At 70.7% G+C, this 25,460-nt stretch carries 25 protein-coding genes; 6 read left to right on the top strand and 19 right to left on the bottom strand.

Annotation, left to right across the window (positions count from 1 at the left end; genetic code table 11):
* Positions 1-615, top strand: a complete 615-nt coding sequence (locus H286_RS0108860; RefSeq protein WP_018185650.1) for a YesL family protein — start codon at positions 1-3, stop codon at positions 613-615.
* A 58-nt stretch (positions 616-673) separates the two neighbouring features.
* Here H286_RS0108860 and H286_RS0108855 read toward each other — a convergent pair whose 3' ends face one another.
* The 7 genes from H286_RS0108855 to xylA form a co-directional block, all read right to left on the bottom strand.
* Positions 674-2,425 carry an extracellular solute-binding protein gene (locus H286_RS0108855; RefSeq protein WP_020097867.1) on the bottom strand — a complete coding sequence of 584 codons (1,752 nt, stop codon included), beginning with the start codon at positions 2,423-2,425 and terminating at the stop codon, positions 674-676.
* Between the two features lie 37 nt (positions 2,426-2,462).
* Positions 2,463-3,398: a carbohydrate ABC transporter permease gene (locus tag H286_RS0108850; protein ID WP_020097866.1), complete on the bottom strand. Its 936-nt coding sequence runs from the start codon at positions 3,396-3,398 to the stop codon at positions 2,463-2,465.
* A 17-nt stretch (positions 3,399-3,415) separates the two neighbouring features.
* Positions 3,416-4,399 (bottom strand): ABC transporter permease, encoded by a 984-nt coding sequence (locus tag H286_RS0108845; RefSeq protein ID WP_020097865.1) that lies wholly within the window; start codon positions 4,397-4,399, stop codon positions 3,416-3,418.
* Positions 4,400-4,602: 203 nt separating this feature from the next.
* A complete protein-coding gene (locus H286_RS0108840) occupies positions 4,603-5,706 on the bottom strand; it encodes a Gfo/Idh/MocA family protein (protein WP_020097864.1) in 1,104 nt (367 codons plus the stop codon).
* Positions 5,685-6,383 (bottom strand): ThuA domain-containing protein, encoded by a 699-nt coding sequence (locus H286_RS0108835; protein ID WP_020097863.1) that lies wholly within the window; start codon positions 6,381-6,383, stop codon positions 5,685-5,687. Before H286_RS0108835 ends, H286_RS0108840 begins: the two co-directional genes overlap by 22 nt.
* Entirely contained in the window at positions 6,380-7,780 is a 1,401-nt protein-coding gene (locus H286_RS0108830) for a xylulokinase (protein ID WP_028497455.1), read from the bottom strand. Before H286_RS0108830 ends, H286_RS0108835 begins: the two co-directional genes overlap by 4 nt.
* Before the next feature lies 1 nt (position 7,781).
* Complete coding sequence (gene xylA, locus H286_RS0108825; protein ID WP_020097861.1) at positions 7,782-8,969, bottom strand: xylose isomerase; 1,188 nt, start codon at positions 8,967-8,969, stop codon at positions 7,782-7,784.
* 87 nt (positions 8,970-9,056) lie between these two features.
* On the opposite strand from xylA, the gene H286_RS0108820 reads away from it, so the two are divergent.
* The gene (locus H286_RS0108820) at positions 9,057-10,238 is read left to right on the top strand and encodes an ROK family protein (protein ID WP_020665436.1); all 1,182 of its coding nucleotides are present in this window, start codon (positions 9,057-9,059) and stop codon (positions 10,236-10,238) included.
* Between the two features lie 252 nt (positions 10,239-10,490).
* On the opposite strand, the gene H286_RS0108815 is transcribed toward H286_RS0108820, so the two are convergent.
* The 8 genes from H286_RS0108815 to H286_RS0108780 form a co-directional block, all read right to left on the bottom strand.
* Positions 10,491-10,937 carry a GNAT family N-acetyltransferase gene (locus H286_RS0108815; protein ID WP_020097859.1) on the bottom strand — a complete coding sequence of 149 codons (447 nt, stop codon included), beginning with the start codon at positions 10,935-10,937 and terminating at the stop codon, positions 10,491-10,493.
* A gap of 2 nt (positions 10,938-10,939) precedes the next feature.
* On the bottom strand, positions 10,940-11,635 hold the full coding sequence (locus H286_RS0108810) for an SDR family oxidoreductase (RefSeq protein WP_020097858.1): 696 nt from the start codon (positions 11,633-11,635) through the stop codon (positions 10,940-10,942).
* A 27-nt stretch (positions 11,636-11,662) separates the two neighbouring features.
* Positions 11,663-12,238, bottom strand: coding sequence for a TetR/AcrR family transcriptional regulator (locus H286_RS0108805; RefSeq protein WP_020097857.1), 576 nt, complete (start codon positions 12,236-12,238; stop codon positions 11,663-11,665).
* Complete coding sequence (locus tag H286_RS0108800) at positions 12,235-13,026, bottom strand: HpcH/HpaI aldolase/citrate lyase family protein (protein WP_020097856.1); 792 nt, start codon at positions 13,024-13,026, stop codon at positions 12,235-12,237. Before H286_RS0108800 ends, H286_RS0108805 begins: the two co-directional genes overlap by 4 nt.
* Positions 13,023-13,514, bottom strand: a complete 492-nt coding sequence (locus H286_RS0108795) for a MaoC family dehydratase (RefSeq protein WP_020097855.1) — start codon at positions 13,512-13,514, stop codon at positions 13,023-13,025. The genes H286_RS0108800 and H286_RS0108795 overlap by 4 nt, the downstream gene beginning before the upstream one ends.
* A complete protein-coding gene (locus H286_RS0108790; protein ID WP_020097854.1) occupies positions 13,511-15,475 on the bottom strand; it encodes an acetyl/propionyl/methylcrotonyl-CoA carboxylase subunit alpha in 1,965 nt (654 codons plus the stop codon). The genes H286_RS0108795 and H286_RS0108790 overlap by 4 nt, the downstream gene beginning before the upstream one ends.
* On the bottom strand, positions 15,475-17,037 hold the full coding sequence (locus tag H286_RS0108785) for a carboxyl transferase domain-containing protein (RefSeq protein WP_028497454.1): 1,563 nt from the start codon (positions 17,035-17,037) through the stop codon (positions 15,475-15,477). The genes H286_RS0108790 and H286_RS0108785 overlap by 1 nt, the downstream gene beginning before the upstream one ends.
* A gap of 90 nt (positions 17,038-17,127) precedes the next feature.
* Entirely contained in the window at positions 17,128-17,523 is a 396-nt protein-coding gene (locus H286_RS0108780; RefSeq protein ID WP_018185666.1) for a hypothetical protein, read from the bottom strand.
* A gap of 58 nt (positions 17,524-17,581) precedes the next feature.
* Between H286_RS0108780 and H286_RS0108775 the strand changes: the two genes are divergently transcribed.
* On the top strand, positions 17,582-18,172 hold the full coding sequence (locus H286_RS0108775) for a nitroreductase family protein (protein ID WP_020097852.1): 591 nt from the start codon (positions 17,582-17,584) through the stop codon (positions 18,170-18,172).
* Positions 18,173-18,175: 3 nt separating this feature from the next.
* Here H286_RS0108775 and H286_RS0108770 read toward each other — a convergent pair whose 3' ends face one another.
* Together H286_RS0108770 and H286_RS0108765 are read right to left on the bottom strand one after the other, a co-directional pair.
* Positions 18,176-19,378 (bottom strand): fatty acid desaturase family protein, encoded by a 1,203-nt coding sequence (locus H286_RS0108770; protein WP_020097851.1) that lies wholly within the window; start codon positions 19,376-19,378, stop codon positions 18,176-18,178.
* Positions 19,379-19,466: 88 nt separating this feature from the next.
* The gene (locus H286_RS0108765) at positions 19,467-20,006 is read right to left on the bottom strand and encodes a YaeQ family protein (protein ID WP_020097850.1); all 540 of its coding nucleotides are present in this window, start codon (positions 20,004-20,006) and stop codon (positions 19,467-19,469) included.
* Positions 20,007-20,092: 86 nt separating this feature from the next.
* Here H286_RS0108765 and H286_RS0108760 point away from each other — a divergent pair, with 86 nt between their 5' ends.
* Both H286_RS0108760 and H286_RS0108755 read left to right on the top strand, forming a co-directional pair.
* On the top strand, positions 20,093-20,464 hold the full coding sequence (locus tag H286_RS0108760; protein ID WP_020097849.1) for a hypothetical protein: 372 nt from the start codon (positions 20,093-20,095) through the stop codon (positions 20,462-20,464).
* Positions 20,464-21,267 carry a hypothetical protein gene (locus tag H286_RS0108755; protein ID WP_020097848.1) on the top strand — a complete coding sequence of 268 codons (804 nt, stop codon included), beginning with the start codon at positions 20,464-20,466 and terminating at the stop codon, positions 21,265-21,267. The genes H286_RS0108760 and H286_RS0108755 overlap by 1 nt, the downstream gene beginning before the upstream one ends.
* On the opposite strand, the gene H286_RS14550 is transcribed toward H286_RS0108755, so the two are convergent.
* Positions 21,228-22,049, bottom strand: coding sequence for a methyltransferase family protein (locus H286_RS14550; RefSeq protein WP_081630852.1), 822 nt, complete (start codon positions 22,047-22,049; stop codon positions 21,228-21,230). The two genes, H286_RS0108755 and H286_RS14550, sit on opposite strands and share 40 nt — an antisense overlap.
* A gap of 122 nt (positions 22,050-22,171) precedes the next feature.
* Positions 22,172-22,474 (bottom strand): DUF1540 domain-containing protein, encoded by a 303-nt coding sequence (locus tag H286_RS0108745; RefSeq protein WP_018185675.1) that lies wholly within the window; start codon positions 22,472-22,474, stop codon positions 22,172-22,174.
* 352 nt (positions 22,475-22,826) lie between these two features.
* Between H286_RS0108745 and H286_RS0108740 the strand changes: the two genes are divergently transcribed.
* The gene (locus H286_RS0108740; RefSeq protein ID WP_020097845.1) at positions 22,827-25,289 is read left to right on the top strand and encodes a helix-turn-helix transcriptional regulator; all 2,463 of its coding nucleotides are present in this window, start codon (positions 22,827-22,829) and stop codon (positions 25,287-25,289) included.
* The last annotated feature ends 171 nt before the right edge of the window (positions 25,290-25,460 follow it).

Raw genomic sequence — 25,460 nt, 5'->3', positions numbered from 1 at the left:
ATGAAGATCGACCCCGAGAACCGCGCCGTCCAGGGCCTGTCGTCGTTCCTCGAGTTCGTCGCCCTCAACATCCTGTTCCTGCTCTGCTGCGCACCCCTCGTCACGATCGGCGCGGCCACGAGCGCCCTGCTGGAGGTGACCCGACGCTACGCCGACGAGGAGGGCGGCCGTCCGCTGCGCGACTTCCTGCCCGCGCTGGCGCGGAACTTCCTGCCCGCGACCGGGCTCAGCCTCATCCTGTTGACGGCGAGCGTCGCGCTCGCCTTCAGCGGCGTGTTCTGGCTGTCGGCACCCGAGCCGCTCCTCACGGGCCTCGCCGCCCTGGCGTTCGCCGGAGCGGCCTACGCCGTCGCCGCGTTCGTCCACGCGATGGGTCTCGTCGCCGCGTACCGCGCCCCCTTCCGCCAGACGCTCAAGAACGCCGTGCTCCTCCCGGCAGCGGAGCCGCTGCGGACCCTCGCGCTCCTCGTGATCCCCGTGACGGTCGTATGCCTCGTCATCGTCTTCCCTCCCACGATGTTCCTCGTGGCCACGATCGGATTCTCCGTCGGTGCCTACGGCTGCGCGTTCCTCTTCCGGAGCATCTACCGCCGCCGCTCCGGAACCGCCGCCTGAGTCGCAAGGGAAAGGCCCCGCCGGATCACCGACGGGGCCTTTTCTGCGTGCGGGGCGGTCAGCCGCCGAACTCCGCCGAGACCGCCTTGCGGGCGGCATCCTGCGATTCGGCGTTGGCCATGTCGACCTCGAGGACCTTGTCATAGCCGAGGCCCTTCGCGGTCTCCTGCATCGAGGACAGCAGCGAGTCGAACTGCGCATCGCTCTCGGCGAAGACCATCTGCCACGAGGTCTGGACGATCGTCGCCTTGACCTGGTTGCGGAGCGTCTCGATCTCGGACGAGTCGGTCGGCGCGGTGAAGCTGGCGCCGGCGCCGACCATGAGCTGGTCGTTGCCCTGCAGGTAGTCCATCGTCGTCGGAGCGCCCATCTTGGCCGTCCAGTCGTCGGTGAGCGAATTGCTCGTCTCGGCCTGGTAGCTCGGCCACATCTTGTAGCTGTACGGGAAGCCGGTGTTCGGGTCGGTGTCGATCGGCAGCACGGCGCTGATGTTCAGCTGCGATGCACCGTCGATGTAGCTGCCGCCACCCCACTCGGCCGGGACCTCGGCGTCACCCTCGAAGAAGATCTTGTGACCGAGTTCGGTGAGCGCGGGCTCCTTGTCGGCGTTGAGCTCCCACGTGAGCCCCTCGGGGCCGGCGGCACCCTGCGTCTGGCTGTTGTTGGCCAGAGCGCCCTCGGGCGAGAAGAGCCAGTCGACGAACGCCGCGATGCGCTCGGGGTCCTCGGCCTTCGAGCCGATCGCGAACACCTGCTTGCCGCCGTACGCCTCGGCGCCGTACGAGAAGATGTCCATGTCGTCCATCGGGGCCATCATGAAGCCGCGGCCCGCATCGACGTTCTTGTCGGTGTTGTAGGCGGCCTGTCCGAGCCACGGCCAGAACGAGAAGAGCACCTGGCCGTTCTGGTACTTGTTCCAGAGGGTGTCGTAGTTCTGCGTGGTCGAGTCGGGGTCGAGGATGCCGAGTTCGTTCGCCTCGTGGAAGAAACGCAGCGCGCGCACGTACTGCCCGTCCTCGTCGAGAATGCCCTGGAACTCGGACCCGTCGCCCTTGGCGAGGGCGAAGCCGACCTCGTCGAAGCCGTAGTAGGTGGTCGGCTGCTTGGCGTTGTTCAGCATGTTGCCGTCCCAGTCCTTGAACAGCGAGACCGCGTAGGTCTTCAGCCCGTTGGGAGCGGTGGGCTCGGCATCCTGCATCTTCTTCAGCACCGGGAGGAGGTCTTCGAGCGTGCTGATCTCGGGGTAGCCGGCCTGCTTGTAGAGGTCCCAGCGCAGGTAGGGACCGAACGTCGGGTCGAGACCCTCGGAGGGCTCGGTGGGCTTCAGCGAGGAGACCTGCGACGGGAAGGCGTACGTGCCGTCGGCGCCCTCGTTGATCTTGTCGACGGCGGCGTCGAACCGACCGACGTTCTTCATGGCCGGGTAGAAGCTCGCCGAGTCGAGGAGCAGACCGCCCTCGCGGAGCTCCTCGAGCCGCTGGCCCTTGTCGGTGATGATGAGGTCGCCGAGGTCGCCCGCCGTGACGCGGGTGTTGAAGAGGGTGTCGCCGCCGCCCGCGACGTTGGGGGCGATGATGTTCAGCTTCATGTTGAACTTCTTCTCGACGAGGTCGCCGAACCACCCCTCCTGCATCCCCATGTAGTTGGCGAGGCCGTCGAAGACGTCGATCGTGATGGGCTCGTCCCACGAGGTCGGGAACGCGGTGATCTCCTCGCGTTTCTCGGTGGGCGCGGGGCCGGTGCAGGCGCTCAGCAGCCCGACCGTCGCCAGAGCGGCGACGGCGCCGATGGCCTTGCGTGATAGCTTCATTGCTTTCCTCTCGGTGGTGTGACCGTGATGGTCGGGTTCAGCCCTTGACCGCGCCGAGCATGATGCCCTTGACGAAGAAGCGCTGGAACAGCGGGTAGACGAAGATGATGGGCAGGATGACGATGACCGAGATCGTCATCCGGATCGAGGTCGGCGTCTGACTCGTGGCCGCGTCGACGATCGAGCTGATGTTGCCGCCGTTCTGCATGGCCTGAGCCAGGCTGTTGGCCTGGTTGATGAACATGTAGAGCAGGTACTGCAGCGTGTAGAGGCTCTGGTCGGTGATGTAGATCAAGGTGTCCTGGAAGCTGTTCCACTGCGCCACGGCCGAGAAGATGGCCACGGTCGCGAGGATCGGCGTCATGTTCGGCAGGTACACCCGGAAGAAGACCTGCAGAATGTTCGCGCCGTCCATCTCGGCGGCTTCCTGCAGTTCGGTGGGCATCGCCTCGACGTAGGTCTTCACGAGGATGATGAAGAACGGCTGCACGACGAACGGCAGCACGTAGACCCAGAAGTTGTTGGTCAGCCCGAGGTTCCGGATGACGATGAACACCGGGATGAGGCCCGCGCTGAAGTACATCGTGATGATGACGAAGCGGTACCAGAACCGGCGTCCCCACATGCGACTCTGCGTGAACATGAAGCCGAGGAAGGCCGAGGCGAGCACCGCGGCGACCGTACCGAGGACGGTCCGGCCGACAGAGACGATCGCAGCCTGCGTGAGTCCGCCGAGCTGGAAGACCTGCTCGTAGTTGGAGAGGTGGATGCCGGTGGGCAGCCACCGGACCTGGCCGAGTGCGGCGAGGTCGTTCGAGCTGACCGAGTTGATGATCAGGTAGTAGAACGGGTAGGCGCAGACGAACGCGAGCGCCAGGAACACCGAGTAGTTGACGATCGCGAAGACGACGCGGCCGGAGAGATCGGCGTCGCGCCGGACGACGCGGCGGCGGGTGGGAGTCGTGGTGACCATGATCGGGGGCTCCTGACTCAGACGATGGATTCGCCGCGCACGCGCTTGGCGATGCCGTTGACGGTGAACAGGAGGATCACGGAGATGAGGCTCTTCAACATGCCGATCGCCGTCGCCATCGACAGGTTGTTGCCCGTCATGCCGATGTTGTAGACGTACAGGTCGAGGACCTGGATGTACTCCTTGTTGAAGGCGTTCTGGAAGACGAAGTACTGCTCCATGCCGTTGTTGAGCAGGTTCGCGATCGACAGCAGCAGCAGGACGAGGTAGGTCGGCATGAGCTGCGGCACCGTGATGTACCACATCTTCTGGAATCGCCCTGCGCCATCGATCTCCGCCGACTCGTACAGCGACTGATCGATTCCGGCGATCGCGGCGAGGTAGATGATCGCTCCCCAGCCGAGGCCCTTCCAGACCGACCAGAGGGTCATCGTCAGCCAGACGTTCTGGTCGGTGTCGAGGAACTTCACCGGCGTGGTGATCAATCCGGCATCCGACAGGACGCCGTTGACGAGTCCCGAGCTCGAGAAGAGCGAGAAGGCGATCATGTAGACGAGAACCCACGAGATGAAGTTGGGGAGGGTCGTCAGCGTCTGGACGGCGTTGCGGAACCAGGGGGCGCGGATCTCGTTAAGGAAGATCGCGAACGCGAGCGGCAGAACCGAGGTCGCGATGCCGAGGAAGCTGATCGCGAGCGTGTTGGCGAGCACCTGGCCGACCTGCGCGACCTGGGTCGGCGAGCTCACGAGCAGCTGGAACCACTGCAGCCCGACGAAGTCGCTGCCGGCGAGGCCGAGGGCGGGACGGTAGTCGAAGAGCGCGTAGATCCAGCCGTAGAGCGGGAAGTACGAGAAGAGGAAGACCAGCACCAGGAACGGGACGATGCACAGGAACATCCGGAACGAGCGACGGTTCTTCGACACCCGCCGCGCGGGGCGGGACGGCGTCTTCTCTTCGATCGTCGTGGCAGCGACCTCGGTGACGATCGCCTGCTGCGTCATCGGTCGCGCCGCTCTGGGCGCTCGGACATGTGCCGGGTCATCTCACTCCTTCGTGATCGAAGCGCTTCCGCGAATGGCCGTCGAACCGCTTCGATATGAAGATAACGCTCGACGGCGGACCCGTCAAACATCACGTTCCGGTCACGCGACGACGCCGCCCCGGCCGGAAGGCGGGGCGGCGTCGTCAGGGCGCAGCGCGGTGATCAGCCGGCGATGCGCGCCCAGTCCGCGGCAGCGGTGAGCGGGACGAGGGTCGGCCGCTCCACCGTCGTGCCGACCTCGAGCCGTCGCCCCTCTGCGGAGGAGCGGAGCAGACTCTCCATGACGTCGAGCACGTGCAGCGCGAGCGCTCCGCCGGCTCGACCCGCCCCGCCGGAGGCGATGGCGTCGATCAACCCGATGCCCCGACCGGAGCCCTCGTAGCCGGCCGACGCCGGGACCGACCGCCAGCCGTCCTCACCGAGCGCCGCGAGGCGGACCTCGCCGTCGAACATGTTCGGATCGGGCACCGACAGCGACCCCCGCTCTCCGTGCACCTCGATCGGCGGGGCGGCCGTCCGGACGGCGTCGAAGCTCGTGACGACGGTCGACACCGCCCCGCCCACGTGCTCGAGCAGCCCGCTCACGTGCGTGTCGACCTCGACCTCGATCCGCTCGCCGGCGTGCGGGCCCGTGGCGATCGTGCGCTCCGCACGAGCCCGGCGAGCGGCCCCGGTGACGGCGATGACCGGCCCCAGCAGGTGGACGAGGCTCGTCAGGTAGTACGGCCCCATGTCGAACAGTGGTCCCCCGCCGGGTGCGTAGTAGAAACCGGGAGCGGGATGCCACAGCTCGTGACCCGGCGACACCCACGTCGCGCTCGCCGCGACCGGCCGCCCGATCGCCCCGTCGTCGACGAGGCGGCGCGCGGTCTGGATGCCTGTGCCGAGCACCGTGTCGGGCGCCGCCGAGACGTGCACGCCGGCCGCGGCGGCGGCATCCATCACCGCACGTCCCTCGGCGACCGTCAGCGCCAGCGGCTTCTCGCCGTGGACCGACTTGCCGGCGGCGATCGCGGCGTGCGCGACCTCCGCGTGCGCGGCGGGGACGGTGAGGTTGAGGACCGTCTGCACCTCGGGGTCGGCCATCATCTCGTCGACCGTCAGCGCCCGCGCGCCCGGGATGCCCGCGGCGACCTCCGCCGTACGGTCCGGCCGCAGGTCGGCCACCGCGGCGATCCGGATCGCGGGACTCTGTGCGAAAAGGTCCAGGTACTGAGTCGAAATGACGCCGAGACCGACGATCCCTACGGCGTGCGGGCTGCCCACAGCAGTCCCCTTTCGACGATGGTGCGGACGTTCGGATCGGCGAGGGTCTCGGGCGTGTGGCCGGGCGTCGCGACAAAGACGCGACCCCTGCCCCATAGCCGGGTCCAGACGGCGGGACTGACGACCGGCCGGTGCCAGGGGTGGTACTCCTGCGTCGGATGCGTCGTCGTCGCGAGGACGTCGATCAGGTCGTCGTGGAGCACCCAGTACTGCTCGGTGTGCAGCGTGAAGTCGTCGATGCCGGCCGTGATCTCGTGGCCGCGGCCCAGCTCGGTGATCCCGACCGTGTAATCGAGGTAGTTGTCGCGCTCGTCGCCCGGGCGGTCGTCGGGGTGACGCCCGGGGTGGGTCGCGAACTGGCCTCCGACGAGCTGCAGGTAGTCGGAGCTGCTGCGATACGAATCCGCGATGCCGCCGTGCCAGCCGGCCAGCCCCGTCCCCGCCTCGACGGCCGCTCGCAGCCCCCGGAGCGCGTCGTCCGAGATGGACGACATCGTCACCGCCTGCACCACGAGGTCGACCCCCGCCATCCGCTCGGCGTCGGCGTAGACCTCGTTCGTCTCCTCGATCGCGACCTCGAAGCCGTTCTGCGCGAGGAACGGGACGAACATGTCCGTCGCGGCGATCGGGTGGTGGCCGTCCCACCCGCCGCGGACGATGAGCGCGCGACGGGTCACCGGGCCTCCTCCGCCCGCCGTGCGGCCACGGTGTCGTAGCGCTCGCGGACCTCCGGACGGGGGTCGGATGCCGCCTCCCGGTCCATCTCGACGGCCCACTCCGGCCACGCACCGGTCAGCGCCGCCGCCGCCTGCCGCGCGGCGCCCTGTGCGACGTACTCACCCGGCGCGGGGACCGCCACCGGGACGTCGAACACCTGCGCGGCGACCGCGGCGACCGCCGCGTTCCGCGCCGCACCGCCGACGAGCAGCACGCGCTCGGCGGTGACTCCGAGACCCCGGATCGCATCGAGACCAGTCGCGAGACCCGCGAGCATGCCCTCGATCGCAGCGCGGGCGAGGTTCTCCCGCGTCGTGTTGACCAGCGAGAGCCCGTCGATCGACGCGCGCGCGGTCGGCAGGTTGGGCGTGCGCTCCCCCTCGAACCACGGCACGAGCACGACGCCGCCGGCGCCGGGTTCGGCCGCCGCGGCGAGCTCGGTGAGACCCTCGTGGTCCACCCCCAGCAGACGCGCGGTCGCATCGAGCACCCGCGCGGCGTTGAGGGTCGCAACGAGCGGCAGGAACCGTCCCGTGGCGTCCGCGAAGCCCGCGGCCGTGCCGGTCGGATCGATCGTCCTGGTGTCGCTGACGGCGAAGACCGTGCCCGACGTGCCGATCGACACGACGACGTCGCCCGCCGTCGCGCCGACCCCGAGGGCGGCGCCCGCGTTGTCACCGGCGCCGGGGCCGACGCGACGTCCGCCCGGATCCGTCACCCACTCGAGGGGACCGAGCACCCGCGGCAGGATCGCATCGTGGCCGAGCGCCGCGGCCAGCAGTTCGCGGTCGTACTCACCCGACGCGGGGTCCCAGTAGCCGGTACCGGACGCGTCGGAGCGGTCCGTGACGAGCTCGTCGAGCCCCGGATCCCCCGGGCCGAAGCCGCGCAGGCGCCACGTCAGCCAGTCGTGCGGCAGCGCGACCGCGGCGACCCGGGCGGCGTTGTGGGGCTCCGCGTCGCGCAGCCATCGCAGCTTGGTGATCGTGAAGGACGCGACCGGCACGAGCCCCGTGCGCTGGGCGAGCTCGTCGGCGCCGAACTCGATCGTGAGATCGGATGCCGCCTGCCCCGAGCGCGTGTCGTTCCACAGCAGCGCGTCGCGCACCACCGCGCCGGAGGCGTCGAGCGCGACCATGCCGTGCTGCTGGCCCCCGATCGACCACGCCGCGACGTCGTCGAGGCCCCCGGCATCCGCGATCGCGCTCTGCAGCGCCGACCACCACGCCTCGGGATCGACGGAGGTGCCGTCGGGGTGCGACGCACGACCGGAGCGGACGATCGCTCCGGTCGTGACGTCGACGATGACGACCTTGCAGGATTGCGTCGACGAGTCGACGCCCATCACGAGGGTCACGTCAGCGCGCGCCCAGCAGGTGCTCGGTCGCCAGCTGCTGCAGGCGGACGAAGCCGGCGCCCTTGCCGCCGAGGTAGACGCTCGGGTCGAAGTCCTCGTAGGCCGAACGGTCGGCGAGGAAGTCGTCGTAGCTCTCCCCCGGGTTCAGCGTCGGGGTCGACAGGTCGTCGACCTTCGCGGCGGCGAGCGCCTCCTGAACCTCGGGGTCGGCACGGAACGCCTGCGCGCGCTCCTTGAGGAGCAAGTAGGTGCGCATGTTGGCGGCGGCCGACTCCCAGACGCCGGTCTCGTCCTCGGTGCGGCTCGGCTTGTAGTCGAAGTGACGCGGGCCGTCGTAGGCCGGGATGCCGCCGGGGCCGCCGTTCTCGAGCAGGTCGACGAGCGAGAACGCGTTGTGCAGGTCGCCGTGGCCGAACACGAGGTCCTGGTCGTACTTGATGCCGCGCTGGCCGTTGAGGTCGATGTGGAAGAGCTTGCCGTGGTACAGCGCCTGGGCGATGCCGGCGGTGAAGTTCAGGCCCGCCATCTGCTCGTGGCCGACCTCGGGGTTCACGCCGAACAGCTCGGAACGCTCGAGCGAGTCGATGAACGCGATCGCGTGACCGAGCGTGGGCAGCAGGATGTCGCCGCGCGGCTCGTTCGGCTTCGGCTCGATCGCGAACCGGATGTCGTAGCCCTTGTCGGTGACGTAGTCGCCGAGCAGGTTCACGGCCTCGCGATAGCGCTCGAGCGCCTGGCGGACGTCCTTGGCGGAGTCGTACTCCGCGCCCTCGCGGCCGCCCCACATGACGAAGGTCTTGGCGCCGAGCTCGGCACCGAGGTCGAGCTGACGGAACACCTTGCGGAGGGCGAACCGGCGCACGTCGCGGTCGTTCGCGGTGAAGCCGCCGTCTTTGAAGACGGGCGCGCTGAACAGGTTGGTCGTGACCATCGGGACGATCATGCCGGTCGAGTCGAGGGCGCCCTTGAGGCGGTCGATCTCACGCTGGCGCTCGGCGTCGCTCGATCCGAAGGCGAACAGGTCGTCGTCGTGGAAGGTGAGACCGTACGCGCCGAGCTCGGCGAGCTTCTCGACCGCGTGGACGACGTCGAGCGGGTGACGGGTCGGGCCGCCGAACGGGTCGGTGCCGTTGTAGCCGACGGTCCACAGGCCGAAGCTGAACTTGTCTGCGGGGGTGGGGGTGACCATGACGCTCCTTCGCGAGCCGGACAAAATGTTGTTGCCAGCAACGTATACCAGGCGCGCCGCCGCGACAAACCCCTTCCGGTGGCTATCGTGGGGTCCGTGACCGATCAGGGGCGAACCGTCGAATCCGTGCGGCGCGCGAACCTGGGCAGCATCCTCCGCATCGTGCACCGCGAGGGCCCGCAGTCGCGCGCCGCCCTCACCGAGTCGACCGGGCTCAACCGGTCGACCGTCGCCGATCTCGTCGGCTCGCTCGTGTCCTTCGGCCTCGTCGCCGAGCGCGCTCCCGACCCGTCGCGCCGGGTCGGCCGGCCCTCCCCCGTCGTCGCGGTGGACCCCGCCGTCGTCGCGATCGCCGTCAACCCCGAGGTCGATGCGCTCGAGATCGCCGCCGTCGGCCTCGACCGCGACATCCGCGCCGTCGTCGTCCTGCCGCAGGACCACCTCCTCACCCCGCAGGCGACCGCCGACCTCGTCGCGGAGCAGATCGCGACCTGGCGCCGCGGCGAGCTCGCGGGCTCCCGCATCCTGGGCGTCGGCCTCGCCGTCCCGGGGCTCGTCCGCATCGAGGACGGGCTCGTCCGCGACGCGCCCCACCTGGGCTGGGTCGACGTGCCCCTACGAGACCTCGTCGCGGCGGCCACCGGCATCCCGGTCGTCGTCGGCAACGATGCGACCCTCGGCACCATCGCCGAGCATCTGTTCGGCGCCGCGCGCGGCATCGACCATGCGTTCTACCTCAACGGCGGTGCGAGCGGCATCGGCGGCGGGATCATCGTGAACGGGATGCCGGTGGTCGGCGCCGGCGGCTACGCCGGCGAGATCGGACAGAACCGCCCCGGCATCGCGACCCTCGCCGACCGCCGCGCCCGCGACGGGGTGCTCGAGGACGAGGTCAGCCGCGCACGCCTCCTGTCGGTCGTGGGCCTCGGCCGCGGCGACGACCGCGACCTCGGCGAGGCCCTCGCGGCGCGGATCGACACCCCGTCGGTCGCGGGAGAGGTCGACCGGCAGCGCCGCATCCTCGCCACCGCGCTGGCGAACGCGGTCAACGTCCTGAACCCCTCGGCGATCGTGCTGGGCGGGTTCCTCGCGGTGCTCGCGGACCTCGACGTCGATGCGCTCCTGCACGCCGTCCGCGCTCAGGCGATGCCGGCCTGCGGCGAGGATCTGCAGATCCTGCCGGCCGCCCTGGCCGAGCACCGCCTGCTCATCGGCGCCGCCGAGGCGGTCTTCGAAGGCGTGCTGGCGAACCCGCAGGCCGTCTCCTGACCCGCCGGTTCTCGCCGCGCGTGACGAGCACAGGACGAGAGGCCGCGGAGGCGTCACCGCCCCACCCGGATCGGGCACTCGACCTGCACTCGGCACATCACCGGCCTGCCGGGCGGAGCCTGTTCGATATTCAGTCCCGAGTGGTGCTGCGGGCTCCGGACTCCCGGAACCACGGCGCGGGGTGGCCCGCAGCTTGCGTCTCGGACTGAATACGGAACGTCGTCCGGGTCTGATCTCCGGGGGCGGGCGCCGTCAGCCGCCGAGGCGCCAGGTGACGAACGGGATGCCGGTGACGCCGTCGCGCGTGCGGTCGGTCGCCCGCCAGCCGCGCGCGGCGTAGAAGGCCTTCGCCCGTGCGTTGCCGTCCCACACCTCGAGCTCGGCCGGGCGACCGCCGCGGATCTCCTCGAACCGGTCGTGGAGTGCCGACCCGACCCCGCGACCGAACAGCTCCGGCAGGACGTACAGGCTCACCAGTTCGAGGGTCTCCCCGAGCCGCACGTGCAGGAACCCCGTCAGCCCTTCGTCCTCGGCGACGACGGTGACCCGCCCGTCCTCAGCGACGAGTCGGCGCCACATCGGCTCGCGATCGCGCGCCGCGTCCGCCGGATCGAGGTGCTCGCCGTAGTACGCGGCGCGCGAGGCGACGTGGATCGCGGCGATCGCCGCGGCATCCTCGACGGTCGCCGCCCGAAGCATCGTCAGCGCGGGCCGGGCTTGACCGACAGGTCGGTGATGACGGCGTCGCGGGGCAGGTCGAGGGCGGTGAGGACGGCGGTGACGACGGATGCCGGCTGGATCCAGGCATCCGCGTCGTAGTCCTTGCCCTCCTGCGCGTGGACCTGCGCCTGCATGGGCGTGGCCGTCCGGCCGGGGTAGACGGTCGTGACGCGCACGCCGTGCTCCGCCTCTTCGCCGCGGAGCGCATCGGCGAGGGCCTTGAGCCCATGCTTCGACGCGGCGTACGCGGCCCACTGCGGGTGGGCGGTCAGTCCCGCACCGGAGTTGACGAACAGCACCTGCCCGCGCGCGGCGCGCACGCGCGGCAGCAGCAGCCGCGTGAGTTCGGCGGGCGCGACGAGGTTGACGGCGAGCTGGTCCTGCCACGACGACACCGTGAGGTCGGCGACGTGCCCGAGGTCGACGACGCCCGCCGCGTGCACGATCGCGTCGATCCCCTCGGGAAGATCGGATGCCGCGACCGCCGCCGCGAGCGATTCGGGCCGCGCGAGGTCGGCGACGATCGCGCCGGCGCCCGGGTACCGGGACTGCAGGTCGGCGGCCCGCGACGCGTCGCGCGCGACGAGGACGAGCCGGTCTCCGCGCTCGGTCAGACGCTCGGCCAGGAGCTGTCCGATGCCCGATCCGGCACCGGTGAGGACGATGGTGTGCGGCATCCCCTCATCCTGTCATCGCCGCCCGCGTCAGTCGTCGAGTAGCGCGCGACGGGCCATTCCGGCCAGGATGCCGCCCGCCCGCTCACCGCTCGGCGCGGCCGAGTGCGGGGTCGAGTTCAACAGTCCGAACGCGGCGAGCAGCCTGGTCTCGCGCTCGGCGTCGTCGAGGTCCGGCCGGAGCGCGGCGAACGGGCGATCCCACTCCTGGACATACTCGCGCTGCAGCCGCCGCACCCGCTGGTTGACGCCCACCGGCAGGTTCGCGAGCTCGCGATCCTGGACCCGGATGACGTCCGCGTCGCTCGTGGCGAAGTCGAGGTGGAAGGCGATGAGCGCCTCGAAGACCTCGCGCGCCTCACCCCCCGAGGCCGTCAGCGCGCGACCGCCCTCGAGCAGTCGTTCACTCGCATCGAGCAGCAGGTCGCACAGCAGCGCCTCCTTGCTCGCGAAGTGGCGGTAGAGGGCCGGCCCGCTCATACCGACGGCGTCGCCGAGGTCGCCGGTCGACACCGCCGCGAACCCCCGCTCGGCGAACAGCCGCGCGGCCGAGGTCATGAGCTCCGCGCGGCGGTTCGCCTTCTGCGTGGCCCGCCAGGTGGTCATCGCGACAGCGCCCGACGCGCCTGCCGCAGCACCGGCTCGTCGATCATCCGGCCGCGGAACCGGAACACCCCGGGCTGCCGCGTCGCCTCGTCGAGCACCGTCTCGGCCCACTCGAGCTCGTCGGGGGTCGCCGCGTAGGCACGCCGGATGACCTCGACCTGGGACGGATGGATGCAGGCGGTCGCCGCGAACCCCGAGGCCGCGGCATCCCGCGCCTCGTCCTCGAGCCCGGCGGTGTCGGCGATCTCGAGGTGGACCGCGTCGATGGCATCGATCCCGGCAGCGGCCGCTGCGATCAGCACGCGCGAACGGGCGTACCGCGCGACGTCGCGGTACGCGCCGTCACCCGTGCGGCTGGAGCGCCCGCCGATCCCCGCGACGAGGTCTTCGGCACCCCACATGAGCCCGTCGACGAGGGGATGCCGCGCGAGCGCGCCCGCGTTCTCGACCCCGCGCGGCGTCTCGCACAGGGCGATGACGCGGTACCCGTCGAGCGCGTCGACCTCGGCGGTCTCCTCGGCCTTCGCGAGCATCAGCCGCCGGAACGGAGTGCCGCGCAACGCGTCGAGGTCGTGCGCCAGCTCGGGGGTCGGGGAAGGGTTCACGCGCACGATCACGCGCGCGGCGTCGACGTCCGCCGCCACGAGCGCCTCACGGGCGCCGGCTTTATCGGCCGGCGCGACGGCGTCCTCGAGGTCGAGGATCACGGCATCGGCCGCGGCGAGCGCCTTCGCGTACCGCTCCGGCCGGTCGGCGGGACAGAACAGCAGCGCAGGACCGAGGCTCATGCGGGCGTCCCCGGCGACATCCGCATGAGGGTCGATCGACGCGCGGTCGCGACGACCTGGTCGTGCTGGTTGCGCATCGTGTGCACGAACTCGACGACGCCCTGGCCCGGCCGTGAGCGCGACTCCCGCTTCGAGGCGACGACGGTCTCGGCGTAGAGCGTGTCGCCGTGGCGGACGGGCGCCGGGAAGCTCACCTCCGAGAACCCGAGGTTCGCGACGATCGTCCCCTGCGTGAGCTGCGCGACCGACAGCCCGACGAGGGTCGAGAGGGTGAACATGCTGTTGACCAGCCGGTCGCCGAACTCGGTCTGCTCCGACCACGCGGCATCCAGGTGCAGCGACTGCGTGTTCATGGTGAGGGTCGTGAACAGCACGTTGTCGGCCTCGGTCACGGTGCGGCCGGGGCTGTGGACGTAGACGGCGCCCTCCTCGAGCTCGTCGAAGTACAGTCCGCGCTGCACGATGCGCCGCGGGGTCTCCTCGCTCATGCGTCCTCCTCCGGGGTCGGGGTCACGACGGCCAGGGTCTGCCCGCGGCCGACGCTGTCGCCGGTCGCGACGCGCAACGCCACGGTGCCCGCGACCTCCGCTCTCACCACATGTTCCATCTTCATCGCTTCGACGACCACCACCGCGTCGCCGGCGGCGACCTCTGCCCCGTCGGCGACCGAGGTCATCACGACCACCCCCGGCATGGGCGAGACGAGTTCGGGCACGGCCGACGCATCCGCGTCGCGGCGATGGTCGAGCCGCACGCGCCGCACCTCGTGCGCGCGTCCGCCCGCCGAGAGCCAGACGACGTCGCCGTCGACCGCCGCGACGAGCGAGACGCTCCGATCCCCGATGCGCACGACGACTCGGTCGCCGAGGGGACGGACGGATGCCGGGGCCGCCGCGCCGTCGACGATCACCCCGTCGCCGACCAGCTCCACGATCCGCTCCTCGCCGCCGGACGCGAGCCGGTACCGTCGCGGTGCGGGCGAGCCCAGGCGCCAGCCGTCCGCGCGCCGCCACGGATCGTCGGCGCGCGGGACCGCGGCATCCATCAGCAGCGCCGCCTCGGTGAGCACGTCGGCGGGATCGTCCGAGGCGAGGAGCCCGTCGAGCTCCCGCGCGATGAGCCCTGTGTCGAGGTCGCCGGCGGCGACGGCGGGCAGCTCGAGCAGCGCCCGGAGGAACGGCACGTTCGTCTCGAAGCCGAGCACGGCCGTGTCGCCCAGCGCCGCGGCGAGCCGGCGCCGCGCCTCGTCACGGGTGGCGCCCGTCGCGATGACCTTCGCGAGCATGGGGTCGTAGTCGACCGAGACGTCGAGTCCGTCGGCGAGGGCGCTGTCGACCCGGATGCCGGGGCCCGCCGGGTGTCGCACGGCCACCACGTGCCCGCCGGTCGGCAGGAAGCCGGCGGCCGGATCCTCTGCGTAGACGCGCGCCTCGATGCTGTGACCCGTGAGTGTCACGTCGACCTGCGCGAACCCGAGCGGCTCCCCCGCCGCGATCCGCAGCTGCGCGGCGACGAGATCGATGCCGGTGATTTGCTCGGTGACGGGGTGCTCGACCTGCAGGCGGGTGTTCATCTCCATGAAGAAGAACTCGTCGGGGCGGTCGGCGGCGACGATGAACTCGACCGTCCCCGCGCCCCGGTAGTCGACACTCCGCGCCGTCTCGCACGCCGCCTGCCCGATCCGGGCCCGAGTCGTCTCGTCGAGAAGCGGCGACGGCGCCTCCTCGATGACCTTCTGGTGTCGGCGCTGCAGCGAGCACTCCCGCTCCCCCAGGTGCACGACGGTGCCGTGCGCGTCGGCGAGGACCTGCACCTCGATGTGCCGTGGGGTGTCGACGTAGCGCTCGAGGAACAGCGTGTCGTCGCCGAAGCTCGCGCCCGCCTCGCGTCGCGCCGCGGCGAGCGCCGCGGGAAGGCCCCCGGCATCCGTCACGACGTGCATGCCCTTGCCGCCACCGCCCGCGGAAGGCTTGATCAGCAGCGGATAGCCCACCTCGGGAGCGGCCGCGATCAGCTCGTCGTCGGTCATGCCGGCGCGCGCCACGCCCGGCACGGTCGGCACGCCGCGGGCGTCGACGGCGTGCTTGGCGGCGATCTTGTCGCCCATCGTGCGGATGGCGTCGGCGCTCGGCCCGATGAAGACGATCCCCGCCTGCTCGCACGCCGCGGCGAACGCGGTGTTCTCGGAGAGGAACCCGTACCCGGGGTGGATCGCCTCCGCCCCCGTGGCGCGGGCCGCGGCGATCACCGCGTCGATGTCGAGGTAGCTCAGCGCGGCGGGCGCGGGACCGAGGCGCACGGACTCGTCGGCCAGTGCGACGTGGCGGGCGCCGGCATCCGCGTCGCTGTAGACGGCGACCGAGCGGATGCCGAGCTCCCGCAGCGTGCGGATGACACGGCACGCGATCTCGCCACGGTTCGCGATGAGGACTGTCGAGAACATGCGCATCACATCCGGAAGACGCCGTAGCCCGGCGCGTCGAAGGGGGCTCGGAGGCAGACGTCGAGGGCGAGACCGAGCGCGTCGCGGGTCTCGGCGGGGGCCAGGATGCCGTCGTCCCACAGGCGGGCCGTCGAGTAGTACGGGCTCCCCTGCTCCTCGTACTGCGCACGGATCGGCGCCTGGAACGCCGCCTCGTCCTCCGCCGACCACTCCTCGCCGCGCGCCTCGATCTGCTCGCGGCGGACGGTCGAGAGGACGGATGCCGCCTGCGGCCCGCCCATGACCGACACCCGCGCACCGGGCCAGAGCCACAGGAACCGCGGCGAGTAGGCGCGGCCGCACATCGAATAGGTGCCGGCGCCGAACGAGCCGCCGACGACGACGGTGAGCTTGGGCACCGACGCGCACGCGACGGCGTTCACCATCTTCGCGCCGTGCTTGGCGATGCCGGCCGACTCGTACTCGCGGCCGACCATGAACCCGGTGATGTTCTGCAGGAACACGAGCGGGATGCCGCGCTGGTCGCACAGCTCGATGAAGTGGGCGCCCTTCAGCGCCGACTCCCCGAAGAGGACACCGTTGTTCGCGAGGATGCCGACGCGGTGTCCGTGCAGGCGGGCGAAGCCGGTGACGAGGGTTTCGCCGTACTCGCGCTTGAACTCGTGCCACGTACCGCCGTCGATGAGGCGGTGGACGATCTCGCGGGCGTCGTACGGCGTGGTGAGTTCGACCGGCACGACGTCGACGAGGGTGGCCGGATCGGCGGCGGGAGGGACCACGGGCTCGGGCTGCTCGCGCAGCGGTGCCGGGGCGGGGAGCGTCGCGACGATGTCGCGGACGATCTGCAGCGCGTGCTCATCGTTCTCGGCGAGGTGGTCGGTGACGCCCGAGACCCTCGTGTGGAGGTCGCCGCCGCCGAGGTCCTCTGCCGAGACGATCTCTCCCGTCGCCGCCTTCACGAGGGGCGGACCGCCGAGGAAGATCGTGCCCTGGTTCCGGACGATGACCGTCTCGTCGCTCATCGCCGGCACGTAGGCGCCGCCGGCGGTGGACGACCCGAGGACCGCCGCGATCTGCGGGATGCCGTCCCGCGACATCCGCGCCTGGTTGTAGAAGATGCGCCCGAAGTGGTCGCGGTCGGGGAACACCTCGTCCTGCATGGGCAGGAACGCGCCGCCGGAGTCGACGAGGTAGACGCACGGCAGGCGGTTCTCGGCGGCGATCTCCTGTGCTCGCAGGTGCTTCTTGACGGTGATCGGGTAGTACGTGCCGCCCTTCACCGTCGCGTCGTTCGCCACGACCATGATGTGCCGGCCGTGGATCAGTCCGACGCCGGCGACGACGCCTCCGGAGGGGCATTCGTCGTCGTACAGGTCGACACCGGCGAGCGCACCGACCTCCAGGAAGGGGCTGCCGACGTCGAGCAGGGTGTCGATGCGGTCGCGGGCGAGCAGCTTGCCGCGGGCGGTGTGCCGCTCGCGCGCCCGCTCGGGGCCGCCGCGGGCGGCCTCAGCGCGACGCCGCTCGAGCTCGGCGACCAGGTCGGGATACGTCGTGGGGGCTGTCATCGTCGACGGCACCTCCGGGAGAGTGCTTCAGTTATCGATTGATAACTCAGTCGAACGATAACACCGCGGCCCCGGCACGGGAAGGCCCGGTCAGCTCTCCATCACCGCCCGGAGCGTCTCGAGGTCGGCCTCGATCGCCGCGGCATCCTCAGCGAACTCCGCATCCGTGACGCCGTCACGGCGGAACAGCGTGAAGACCACCTCGCTGCCGGCATCGTTGCGCAGCACCCGCAGCGGGTTGTGCACGACCGTGCCGTCCGGAAGACGGACGTCATGATCGAGCACGCCCGCCTCGACCGGCCCGACGAACGCGACCTCGATGTCCCCCAGGGGCGAGTCCGCGAGCCAGTGGCCGCCATCGTTCCGGATGCCGGAGCTCAGCCCCGCCGCCCACCGCGGCAGGTTCGCGGGGTCACCGGCGAACGCGATCACCTCGCGCGGTGGGCGCTCGATCGTGCGGGAGAGGTGATGGGCGGGCCAGGTCATGACCGGGACGCTACCCCGCCTCGGCGACACCCGCCTCGGAAGCGACGAGGATGGAGGGATGGCGACGTTCGACGATCCGGTCCTCGAGGCGATGGCGACGCGGCGGTCGCTCGCGAAAGTGGGGCCGGGTGCTCCGACCGACGACGAGCTGCGCGAGCTGCTCGCCGCAGTGACCCCTGTCGCGGACCACAAGGCCCTCCGCCCCTGGCGCCTGCTCGCGCTGCGCGGCGATGACCGCGCCCGCCTCGGCGACGCGCTCGACACCGCCGCCGGCACCACCCGTGAGCCCGGGGAGCGGAACACGAAGCCGTTCCGCGCCGACCTGCTGATCGCGGTCGTCGCGAGCCCGAAGGCGCACCCGGCCGTGCCCGTCTGGGAGCAGCACGCCACAGCCGCGGGCGCCGCGCACCTGCTCGAGCTCGCGCTCTGGCGGGCCGGATGGGGCGTCATGTGGCGAACAGGCCTCGCGGTCAACTCCCCCGAGGTGCGCGCGCTCCACGGTCTCGCCGACCACGAGCTGTTGATGGGCTGGCTCTACGTCGGGAGTGTCGACGCCGACCTCCGCGCCAGAATCGACGAAGCGCCGAGGAAGCGGCTCGATCCCGAACCGTTCCTCGGCGCTCTTCCCGCTGACGCGGGTCCCGTCTGAGCCTCAGCCCCGGCGGAACTCCGCCGTCATCGGGCAGTCGAACGGGTCGCGGGCGGCGAGGCCCACGCGGTTCAGGTAGTCGATGACGATCGCATACGACCGGCCGAGGCTCGTCTCCGTGTACGGAACCCCGAGGGTCGCGCAGTGCTCGCGCACGATCTCGCGAGCCTTCGACAGGTGCGGGCGGGGCATGTTCGGGAACAGGTGGTGCTCCACCTGGTAGTTCAGACCGCCCATGAGCCAGGTGGCCCACCAGCCGCCGCGGATGTTGCGGGAGGTGCGCACCTGCTTGCTGAAGAAGTCGAGCTTCGCGTCGGGGGCGATGACCGGCATCCCCTTGTGGTTCGGGGCGAACGACGCGCCCATGTACACGCCGAAGACGGCGAGCTGCACACCGACGAAGGCGAACGCCATGCCGAGGGGCAGGAGCAGGAACACCGGGACGAGGACGACGGCCAGACGCAGGACGATCATGCCGATCTCCAGCCAGCGCGCCTTCACGTCCTTCTCGGTGAAGAGGAACTTCAGGCCGAGGAAGTGCAGGTTGAGGCCCTCGAGGGTGAGGAGGGGGAAGAACAGCCAGCCCTGACGCTTCGTGATCGCGCGGCGCAGGCCGCGAGCCGATGCGGCATCCGTCTCGATGAACGAGAGCGTGTCGATCTCGATGTCGGGGTCCTTGCCGACGCGGTTCGGGTTCGCGTGGTGACGCGTGTGCTTGCCGGTCCACCAGGCGTAGCTGATGCCGACGACACCGGCCGCGAGGATGCGCGCGAGACGATCGTTGGCGGGACCGGAGCTCAGGATCTGCCGGTGCGCCGCCTCGTGGGCGAGGAAGGCCACCTGAGTGAAGATGATGCCGAGGGCCCCGGCGATGAGCAGCTGGAACCAGCTGTCACCGAGCAGGATGAATCCGGTCACTGCCCCGCCGAAGGCGAGCGTCAGCGCGATGCCGACCATGACGTAGAAGGCGTGGGTCCGGTGCAGCAACCCCGTTTCGCGGACGATGCGCGAGACGTCGGTGAACGCTTTCGCCATCGGGGGGAACTCCGCTGTTCCGGCGTATGTCTGGCGGACGGGACCGAGACGCGACTCGGTGGCGGTTGAAGCGATGAAAGCACCTGCTCGAGATCGGGTGTCCGCCGGGGCGGAGGGAGAAACGATCAGCGGATGCCGACCACGTGAGGGCCACGCTACGGGGAGGCGCATCGCCGTTGCGGCATGCATCGGCGATCCCCACGGGACTGCCAGGGGCTGCACAGGCTGGAGCGTCCCGCATCCCGCCGGACCGGAGGTGTCAGCCGACCCGCTGCTCAGCGATGGCCGACGAGGTGGACCGGCCGTTGACGTCGAGATAGAGCTGCCGCTCGGTGACCGACACGGTGAGTGTGCTGCGCCGCTCCAGAGCGGAAGCGGCATCGTCCACGAAGTCGCGATCGAAGCTGAAGACCGGGATGTCGGCCGCGCGGTGGATCGTCTTCCCCGCCCACGCCTGCGCCAGACGGTTCGGCTCGCGGTGGGTGTACACCGCGACCCGGTCGGCCGCCTTACTGGCCGAGTGCAGACGCGCGGCATCCGGAGCACCGACATCGATCCAGGCCGTCATCCGACCCGTCGCATCGCGGACCAGGACCGCCGGCTCGGCGGTCGCCGAGATGCCCTCGCTGAAGGCGATCCCCTCTTCGTACTCGAGGGCGTACGCGAGCACGCGGAGGAGGACGTTCGCCGCCGTCTCGGACGGATGCCGCGCGAGGCGCAGCGACAGTTCGTCGTAGACGCCGCGATCGACGTCGGCGAGGTGCACGGTGAACGTGTGCATCGTGGATCCGATGGCCATCCGTCGAGCCTAGGCGGGATGCCCTTCCCAGGTCGCACGGGTGATAATGGTCGCGTCCCATCCGGCGTTCCTCCAGGAGACTGCTCATGCCGTTCCACAGCAAGGAGATGCTCGAGCAGTGGCTCGGGGAGTTCGCCGCGCTGGGGTATCCCATCAGCGACCGGGTCAAGGTCATCCCGCAGGACGGGACCGACGGGCTCGACACGGGTCTCATCGCGCTCAACCTGCTCGACTCGATGACCCTCACCTACATCCAGCCCGAGCCTCTCGGGTCGATCCACTGGGGCATCACCTTCGAGGCGCGCGAGGTGGACCTCAAGCTGAACGCCAGTCGGACACTGGAGCTCTCGGGCGAGCTCGCGATGGTCTCGATGCTGTGCACCTTCCTGCAGACCAAGTCGCTGGCCGAGGTCGAGGCCGAAGCGGGATCCGTCGCCCCCGAGACTCTCGGGCTCTGATGGACGACGGCCTGAGCGCAGAGCTGCGCGCGCTGCAGGCCAGAGCGTACGGGCCGGGCGGCGGCCTGGACGACGATCCCCCCGCGCGACGCCGGCTCGCCGAGCTCGAGACGCGCGCCCGCGACGAGAGACATCGCCCGCCCGTGGTCGACGGAGTTCCAGAAGCACCCCGACAGCAGACACCTCGACCGTCGGCGCCTCCCGCACCGACCGTTCCGGCCGCCGTCGCCGCCGACCTCCGCGCCGCACGAGCAACTACCGGCACCGATGCGGGTCGGCGACGCCTGCTGGCGGGCCTCGCGTGGGCGGGATCCCTTGCGGCGGTCGCCACCCTCTCGGTCGGCATCACCGCGGCGGCGAGCTCCCCCACCCTGACCGCGGGGGCCACGAGCCCTGCCGGCGTCGAGGTCACCCACGTCACGTCGCTCCCCCTCGACGCGGAACGGGCCTGGCCCGAGGTCCTGAGCGCTCCACCCGAGGACGGCCGCATCTACCGCGCACTCGCGGGCATGACACCGATCGTCGCCCACTACGACACCGGCGACGGCGTCAAGGCGCGGTGCCTGCAGATCCTGCCGGACGAAGCCTGGAGCGCCTCCCCCGAGGACGGGTGGTCGGGAGCCTGGTACACGAGCTGCGCAGCAGAGCCCTTCGCGCCGGCATCGAGCCTGGTGGTGTCGAGCACCACGCCGGCCGCCCTGCGCGAGAAGTTCGCCATCGGCACCCGTCTGCAGTTCGTGCTGGCCGACGACGCCGTCGAGGTCTACTCGGCGGAGGCCCCCGCCGGAGAAGCCGCGGGCTGATCGACCGCGACCGGTGTCAGACGCGGCACCCAGCACCGCACCCGCTCCCGGTACCGCAGAAACTCATCTCCGAACCGCGCCTCGAGGTCGCGCTCCTCATGCGGGCGGATCGCCGCGTTCCACACGACGGAGCCGCAGGCGGCGTAGAGCACCACCAGCCACGACGAGAGCATCATCCCGACCGCGACGCCCTGTGCGATGCCCGCGACCGCCATCGGGTTGCGGACGAAACGGTAGGGGCCGCGGATCACGAGGCGCCGCGCCGTCGCGATCGGCAGCGGCGTGCCCTCACCCTGCGTCGACATCACAGCGCCGGACCACAACCCGACGGCACTCGCAACGGTGAAGAGGGCGACACCGGCGCCACGCGCCCCGGCAGGTACCGGCACGTGCAGCATCCATCTCGTCTCGATCCAGACGATGACCGCGGGAACAACCCCGAGCGCCAGGCCCCAGAACACGACGATCTGCAGGGCCGTCGCTCCGACGTGGCGACGCACCGTCGCTCCCGGCGACGCGGGGCGGATCCGGAAGGGGCCCACCATGAGCCGGTGCGTCGGAAGGGACCCGCGGACGATGACGGTGGCGGCGACAACGGATGCCGCGGCCGCCGCGGTCATGAGGACGGCACCCCATCCCGCCTCCGTCGTCACCACGGCGAAGAGAGCGAGGAAGACGGTGACGAGCAGCGTCCAGCCCATGGCGATGACGGCGGCGGCGCGGATCCCCGCCGCCGCGATCGCCGAGGCGATCACGAAGAAAGGGATATCGAGGCTCGCCATCACGAACGGATCGATGCTCCCGAGCGTCGCCTCACGGACGACCGGCACCGTGAAGACGGCGACCCACCACAGCGCGCCGGCAGCCGCCTGGATCGCGAAGTAGGCTCGCGCGAGGGCGGGTGTCAGGCGGCCTGGTACGTGAGGCAGTCGGCCGACTCCGCTCCGGGCCCCACGCGCACCGTCGCGGCGGTGCACTCGAGCGACGAGTTGAAGACGCACTCGGCGCGCTGGCAGGCGCCGACGTGACTGACGACCTTGTCGAGGCCGCCCTTCGTGCCGAGGGGGATGAACGTGGCGCACTCGGCGTCACCGGGCGTCCCGCCGATGGTCACCGCGGCGGCGTGGCAGTGCGAATGGTCGTTGTACGAGCAGCCGAGGGCATTGCACTCGGACACGCGGGGCAGGTCGTCGAGAGTGGTGCTCATGAGAGCCTCCTTCAGTGGTCGTGGCTCGAGAGTACGCGCTGACCCCCGCGGTTCGGACAGCCTAAGTTCCGCCTTTTCTCCCCGGTCAGGTGAGGAAAAATCGGTTAGGTGAGCCTGACCTACGCACGGCGCCGCAAGCCTTCCACTCGACGACCCCGATACCACACACTCCACTGTTTTCACATTCCGCCCCGCGCGGAGTGGGGGCGGTGGTAGATTTCGCACAACCTCGCCGTAGGCGGGAAACCCCGGGTCGGACCCGAATCTGGGCTCGGGTGCACGGGTGAGCGGTGTGACGCCGGAACATCGTCGACGGGTGTCTGCTCGTTCCGTCCAGGGGAAGGGGAACGCGATGGCACTGGCTGCGATGTCCGCCGGTCTTCCGCCTTCCCTTCTGCTGTGGCCGCAACTCGCCTTGACCCACGTCGAAGAGGAACTGAGCTCGGAGAACCGCCCCGCCCGTCTCGTGGTGGTCGGCCCCGCGGGTTCCGACAAGAGCCCCCTCCTCGACGAGATATCCCGACGGGTCTCGCACGTCGAGGACACCCTCTTCGTCGACGACGCGCACCTCCTGACCGATGACCAGATCCGTGTCCTCGACCGGCACCTCGACGACCCGGGCGCGGGACTCGTCGTCAGCTGCCGCCCGTGGCCGTGGACACCGGCGCTGACGGCACTGATCCGACGCATCGAGCAGTCCAGACCGGCTCTGGCTGTGGGGCAGGTCGACACCGAAGACGTCGTCCGCGCCGTCGAGCAGGCCGGCCGGTCGATCGACCCGGGGTGCATCGGAGCGATCGTCCGGATGGCGGCATCCGTGACCTGGCTCGTCAAGCAGGCACTCGCCGCGCACGGTGACGGCTACTGCCGCGACCCTTCGCACGAGCGCGTCATCCGCGCCGTCGGAGAGGTGATCGCGCTGCGCCTCGACACGCTCGAGCCACCCGTCGCCGCCGTCGTCCGCCGCGCGAGCCTCGGCGGCGACGAAGATCTGCCAGCAGCGACAGACGACGCAGTGGCGGCCGCGCTCGCCGTCGGACATGCCGAAGGACTCCTGCTTCGCGGAGGTCGCCCCGTGCCGATCGTCCGGACGACCGTCACCCGGACGACGCCTGTCGCCCAGTTGATCGACCTGCTCGACACGTCGTCGATCCCGTCGCTGGATGCCGAGGTGGCATCGTCGCTCGGCGGCCACGTCGACGCGCGTCTGGCCCGGGTCCTCCAGGCTCACGCGGACCAGGCCGCGACCTACGACTTCGCCCGAGCCACGGAACTCTACGACGCGGCGCTCGCCGCTGGGGCGGATCCGAACCGCATCGCGCTCAGGAAGGCGCGGATGGCGTGGGACCGAGGCGACATCGACGAGGCCGCCTCCCTCGTCGACGCCGTCGCCCTGTCGGCGGAGGGCGACGATCACAGCGAAGCGCTCCGCATCCTCGGCTCGGCGTGGAGTGCGCGCGGATTCCTTCGCGCGAGCGCCATGACCTACCGCGCCCAGCCCGGTCACGACTTCCTTCTCTACGCACACGGGGCCCTGGCTTCGTTCGGCATAGGCGACCCCGGTCCGCTGCTCGACGCGGTCGAACGACTGAACGCGGGTACCGGAGGCGTCCCGACGACGCTGAGGGTGGCGCACGCCAAGCTGATGCGGGGCCTGGCCGCGTCGCTCACCTGGCCGGCTGGCGGCGCGTTCGACGAACTCATCCGCGCGAGCGAGACCTACGGGGATTCCGGGGAGCGCGGCCCGGTGCCCGAGCTGCCAGCCGTGATCGCCGCGATCGGCGCCATCAACCTCGGCGAACTGCAGACCGCTGCGAACATCCTCGGCGATGCGCTCATGGACGACCACGGCGGCCCGTGGGCGCGCTCGCGGCTGCTGCTCTGGGCCGCGTGGGTCGCCGTGCACCGGCAGCATCCCGAGGAGTCGGCCGCCCGGTTGGCGGATGTGGATGCCTCGTTCCTCCCCTTGAGCAGTCGCGAGATCCTCGTCCGCGACGCCGTCATGCTCGCCCACGTGCGACGGTACGGTTCGCTCGACGAGCTGCGTGCCCTGTGGATGCGGGTGCGGGATGACGTCCGTCACGTAGAACCGGACCTCTTCCTCCTCCACCCCCTGCGCGAGTTCATCGAGACCGCTCCGGTGTTGGACGACTCCGAGCGGGTGGCACCCGCACTCGAGACGCTGACCGGGATCCTCCACGGCCTCGGGGACCCGCTGATGTGGTCGGTGCCCCTGACGTGGTCCTCTTTCCAGCGAGCGATGCTCGCGCGGGACCCGCACGGGCAAGCGCAGACGGTGCGGACGCTCTCCGCCGTCGCGCGCGGGTCGCGACTTGCGGGGGCCCTGTCGGCGGCAGCCACCGAGTGGTCGCGCAACCGGGTCGACGAGGGCGCCGCGGAACGCATCGAAGAGGTCGCGTCGCGCATGGCGGAGATGGGCCTCGGGTGGGAGGGCGCGCGCCTGGCCGTCACCCTGTCGGAGCGCTCGCGCGATCGCCGAACGGGGATCCGACTCGCTGCGTTCGCTCGGACGCTCCACCCGAGCGCGGCACCAGGGAGCGCGACCAACGACGTGGCTCTCGGCGACAGCGGCCTGCTGAGCGCGCGCGAGCGTGAGGTGGCGGGCCTCGTCCTTCGCGGCATGACCTACGCCGAGATCGGCGAGGCCATCTTCATCTCGCCGCGCACCGCCGAGCACCACATCGCACGCATCCGGCGCCGGATCGGCGCCACCTCGCGTACCGACCTGATCGCCAAACTCCAAGCGATCGTCGGCGCCGAGGACGGCGGCACGGACAACACCGAAGGCCGCTGACGAACGCCCGTGAAAGGGCGGACCCCCTCGGGCCAGTTCAGTGGGGACTGCGGCGGGAGGGGGTCCGCGAAGCCATCCGGGATGCCAGAGACGGACACGTTTGGGGACAATGCGCGTCAAGACCGCTTGGGGAACGGCCCGGCAACCGTAGGGGGATGGCGCTTCAATGCT

Source organism: Microbacterium sp. 11MF, from assembly GCF_000383475.1.
Classification (GTDB): domain Bacteria; phylum Actinomycetota; class Actinomycetes; order Actinomycetales; family Microbacteriaceae; genus Microbacterium; species Microbacterium aquilitoris.
The sequence above is the reverse complement of the archived record's forward strand: the minus strand, read 5'-3'. Positions and strand labels throughout refer to the sequence as shown.

What these genes read in the sequence shown, in the direction of transcription:
- H286_RS0108795 (WP_020097855.1), bottom strand. Translation starts at nt 13,514, where the DNA reads ATGAGCGAGGAGACCCCGCGGCGCATCGTGCAGCGCGGACTGTACTTC.
- H286_RS0108775 (WP_020097852.1), top strand. Translation starts at nt 17,582, where the DNA reads ATGGCGACGTTCGACGATCCGGTCCTCGAGGCGATGGCGACGCGGCGG.
- H286_RS0108755 (WP_020097848.1), top strand. Translation starts at nt 20,464, where the DNA reads ATGGACGACGGCCTGAGCGCAGAGCTGCGCGCGCTGCAGGCCAGAGCG.
- H286_RS0108760 (WP_020097849.1), top strand. Translation starts at nt 20,093, where the DNA reads ATGCCGTTCCACAGCAAGGAGATGCTCGAGCAGTGGCTCGGGGAGTTC.
- H286_RS0108770 (WP_020097851.1), bottom strand. Translation starts at nt 19,378, where the DNA reads ATGCGCCTCCCCGTAGCGTGGCCCTCACGTGGTCGGCATCCGCTGATC.
- H286_RS0108800 (WP_020097856.1), bottom strand. Translation starts at nt 13,026, where the DNA reads ATGAGCCTCGGTCCTGCGCTGCTGTTCTGTCCCGCCGACCGGCCGGAG.
- H286_RS0108790 (WP_020097854.1), bottom strand. Translation starts at nt 15,475, where the DNA reads ATGCGCATGTTCTCGACAGTCCTCATCGCGAACCGTGGCGAGATCGCG.
- H286_RS0108810 (WP_020097858.1), bottom strand. Translation starts at nt 11,635, where the DNA reads ATGCCGCACACCATCGTCCTCACCGGTGCCGGATCGGGCATCGGACAG.
- H286_RS0108860 (WP_018185650.1), top strand. Translation starts at nt 1, where the DNA reads ATGAAGATCGACCCCGAGAACCGCGCCGTCCAGGGCCTGTCGTCGTTC.
- H286_RS0108815 (WP_020097859.1), bottom strand. Translation starts at nt 10,937, where the DNA reads ATGCTTCGGGCGGCGACCGTCGAGGATGCCGCGGCGATCGCCGCGATC.
- H286_RS0108780 (WP_018185666.1), bottom strand. Translation starts at nt 17,523, where the DNA reads ATGACCTGGCCCGCCCATCACCTCTCCCGCACGATCGAGCGCCCACCG.
- H286_RS0108745 (WP_018185675.1), bottom strand. Translation starts at nt 22,474, where the DNA reads ATGAGCACCACTCTCGACGACCTGCCCCGCGTGTCCGAGTGCAATGCC.
- H286_RS0108845 (WP_020097865.1), bottom strand. Translation starts at nt 4,399, where the DNA reads ATGACGCAGCAGGCGATCGTCACCGAGGTCGCTGCCACGACGATCGAA.
- H286_RS0108785 (WP_028497454.1), bottom strand. Translation starts at nt 17,037, where the DNA reads ATGACAGCCCCCACGACGTATCCCGACCTGGTCGCCGAGCTCGAGCGG.
- H286_RS0108805 (WP_020097857.1), bottom strand. Translation starts at nt 12,238, where the DNA reads ATGACCACCTGGCGGGCCACGCAGAAGGCGAACCGCCGCGCGGAGCTC.
- H286_RS14550 (WP_081630852.1), bottom strand. Translation starts at nt 22,049, where the DNA reads ATGGCGAGCCTCGATATCCCTTTCTTCGTGATCGCCTCGGCGATCGCG.
- H286_RS0108765 (WP_020097850.1), bottom strand. Translation starts at nt 20,006, where the DNA reads ATGGCCATCGGATCCACGATGCACACGTTCACCGTGCACCTCGCCGAC.
- xylA (WP_020097861.1), bottom strand. Translation starts at nt 8,969, where the DNA reads ATGGTCACCCCCACCCCCGCAGACAAGTTCAGCTTCGGCCTGTGGACC.
- H286_RS0108740 (WP_020097845.1), top strand. Translation starts at nt 22,827, where the DNA reads ATGGCACTGGCTGCGATGTCCGCCGGTCTTCCGCCTTCCCTTCTGCTG.
- H286_RS0108850 (WP_020097866.1), bottom strand. Translation starts at nt 3,398, where the DNA reads ATGGTCACCACGACTCCCACCCGCCGCCGCGTCGTCCGGCGCGACGCC.
- H286_RS0108855 (WP_020097867.1), bottom strand. Translation starts at nt 2,425, where the DNA reads ATGAAGCTATCACGCAAGGCCATCGGCGCCGTCGCCGCTCTGGCGACG.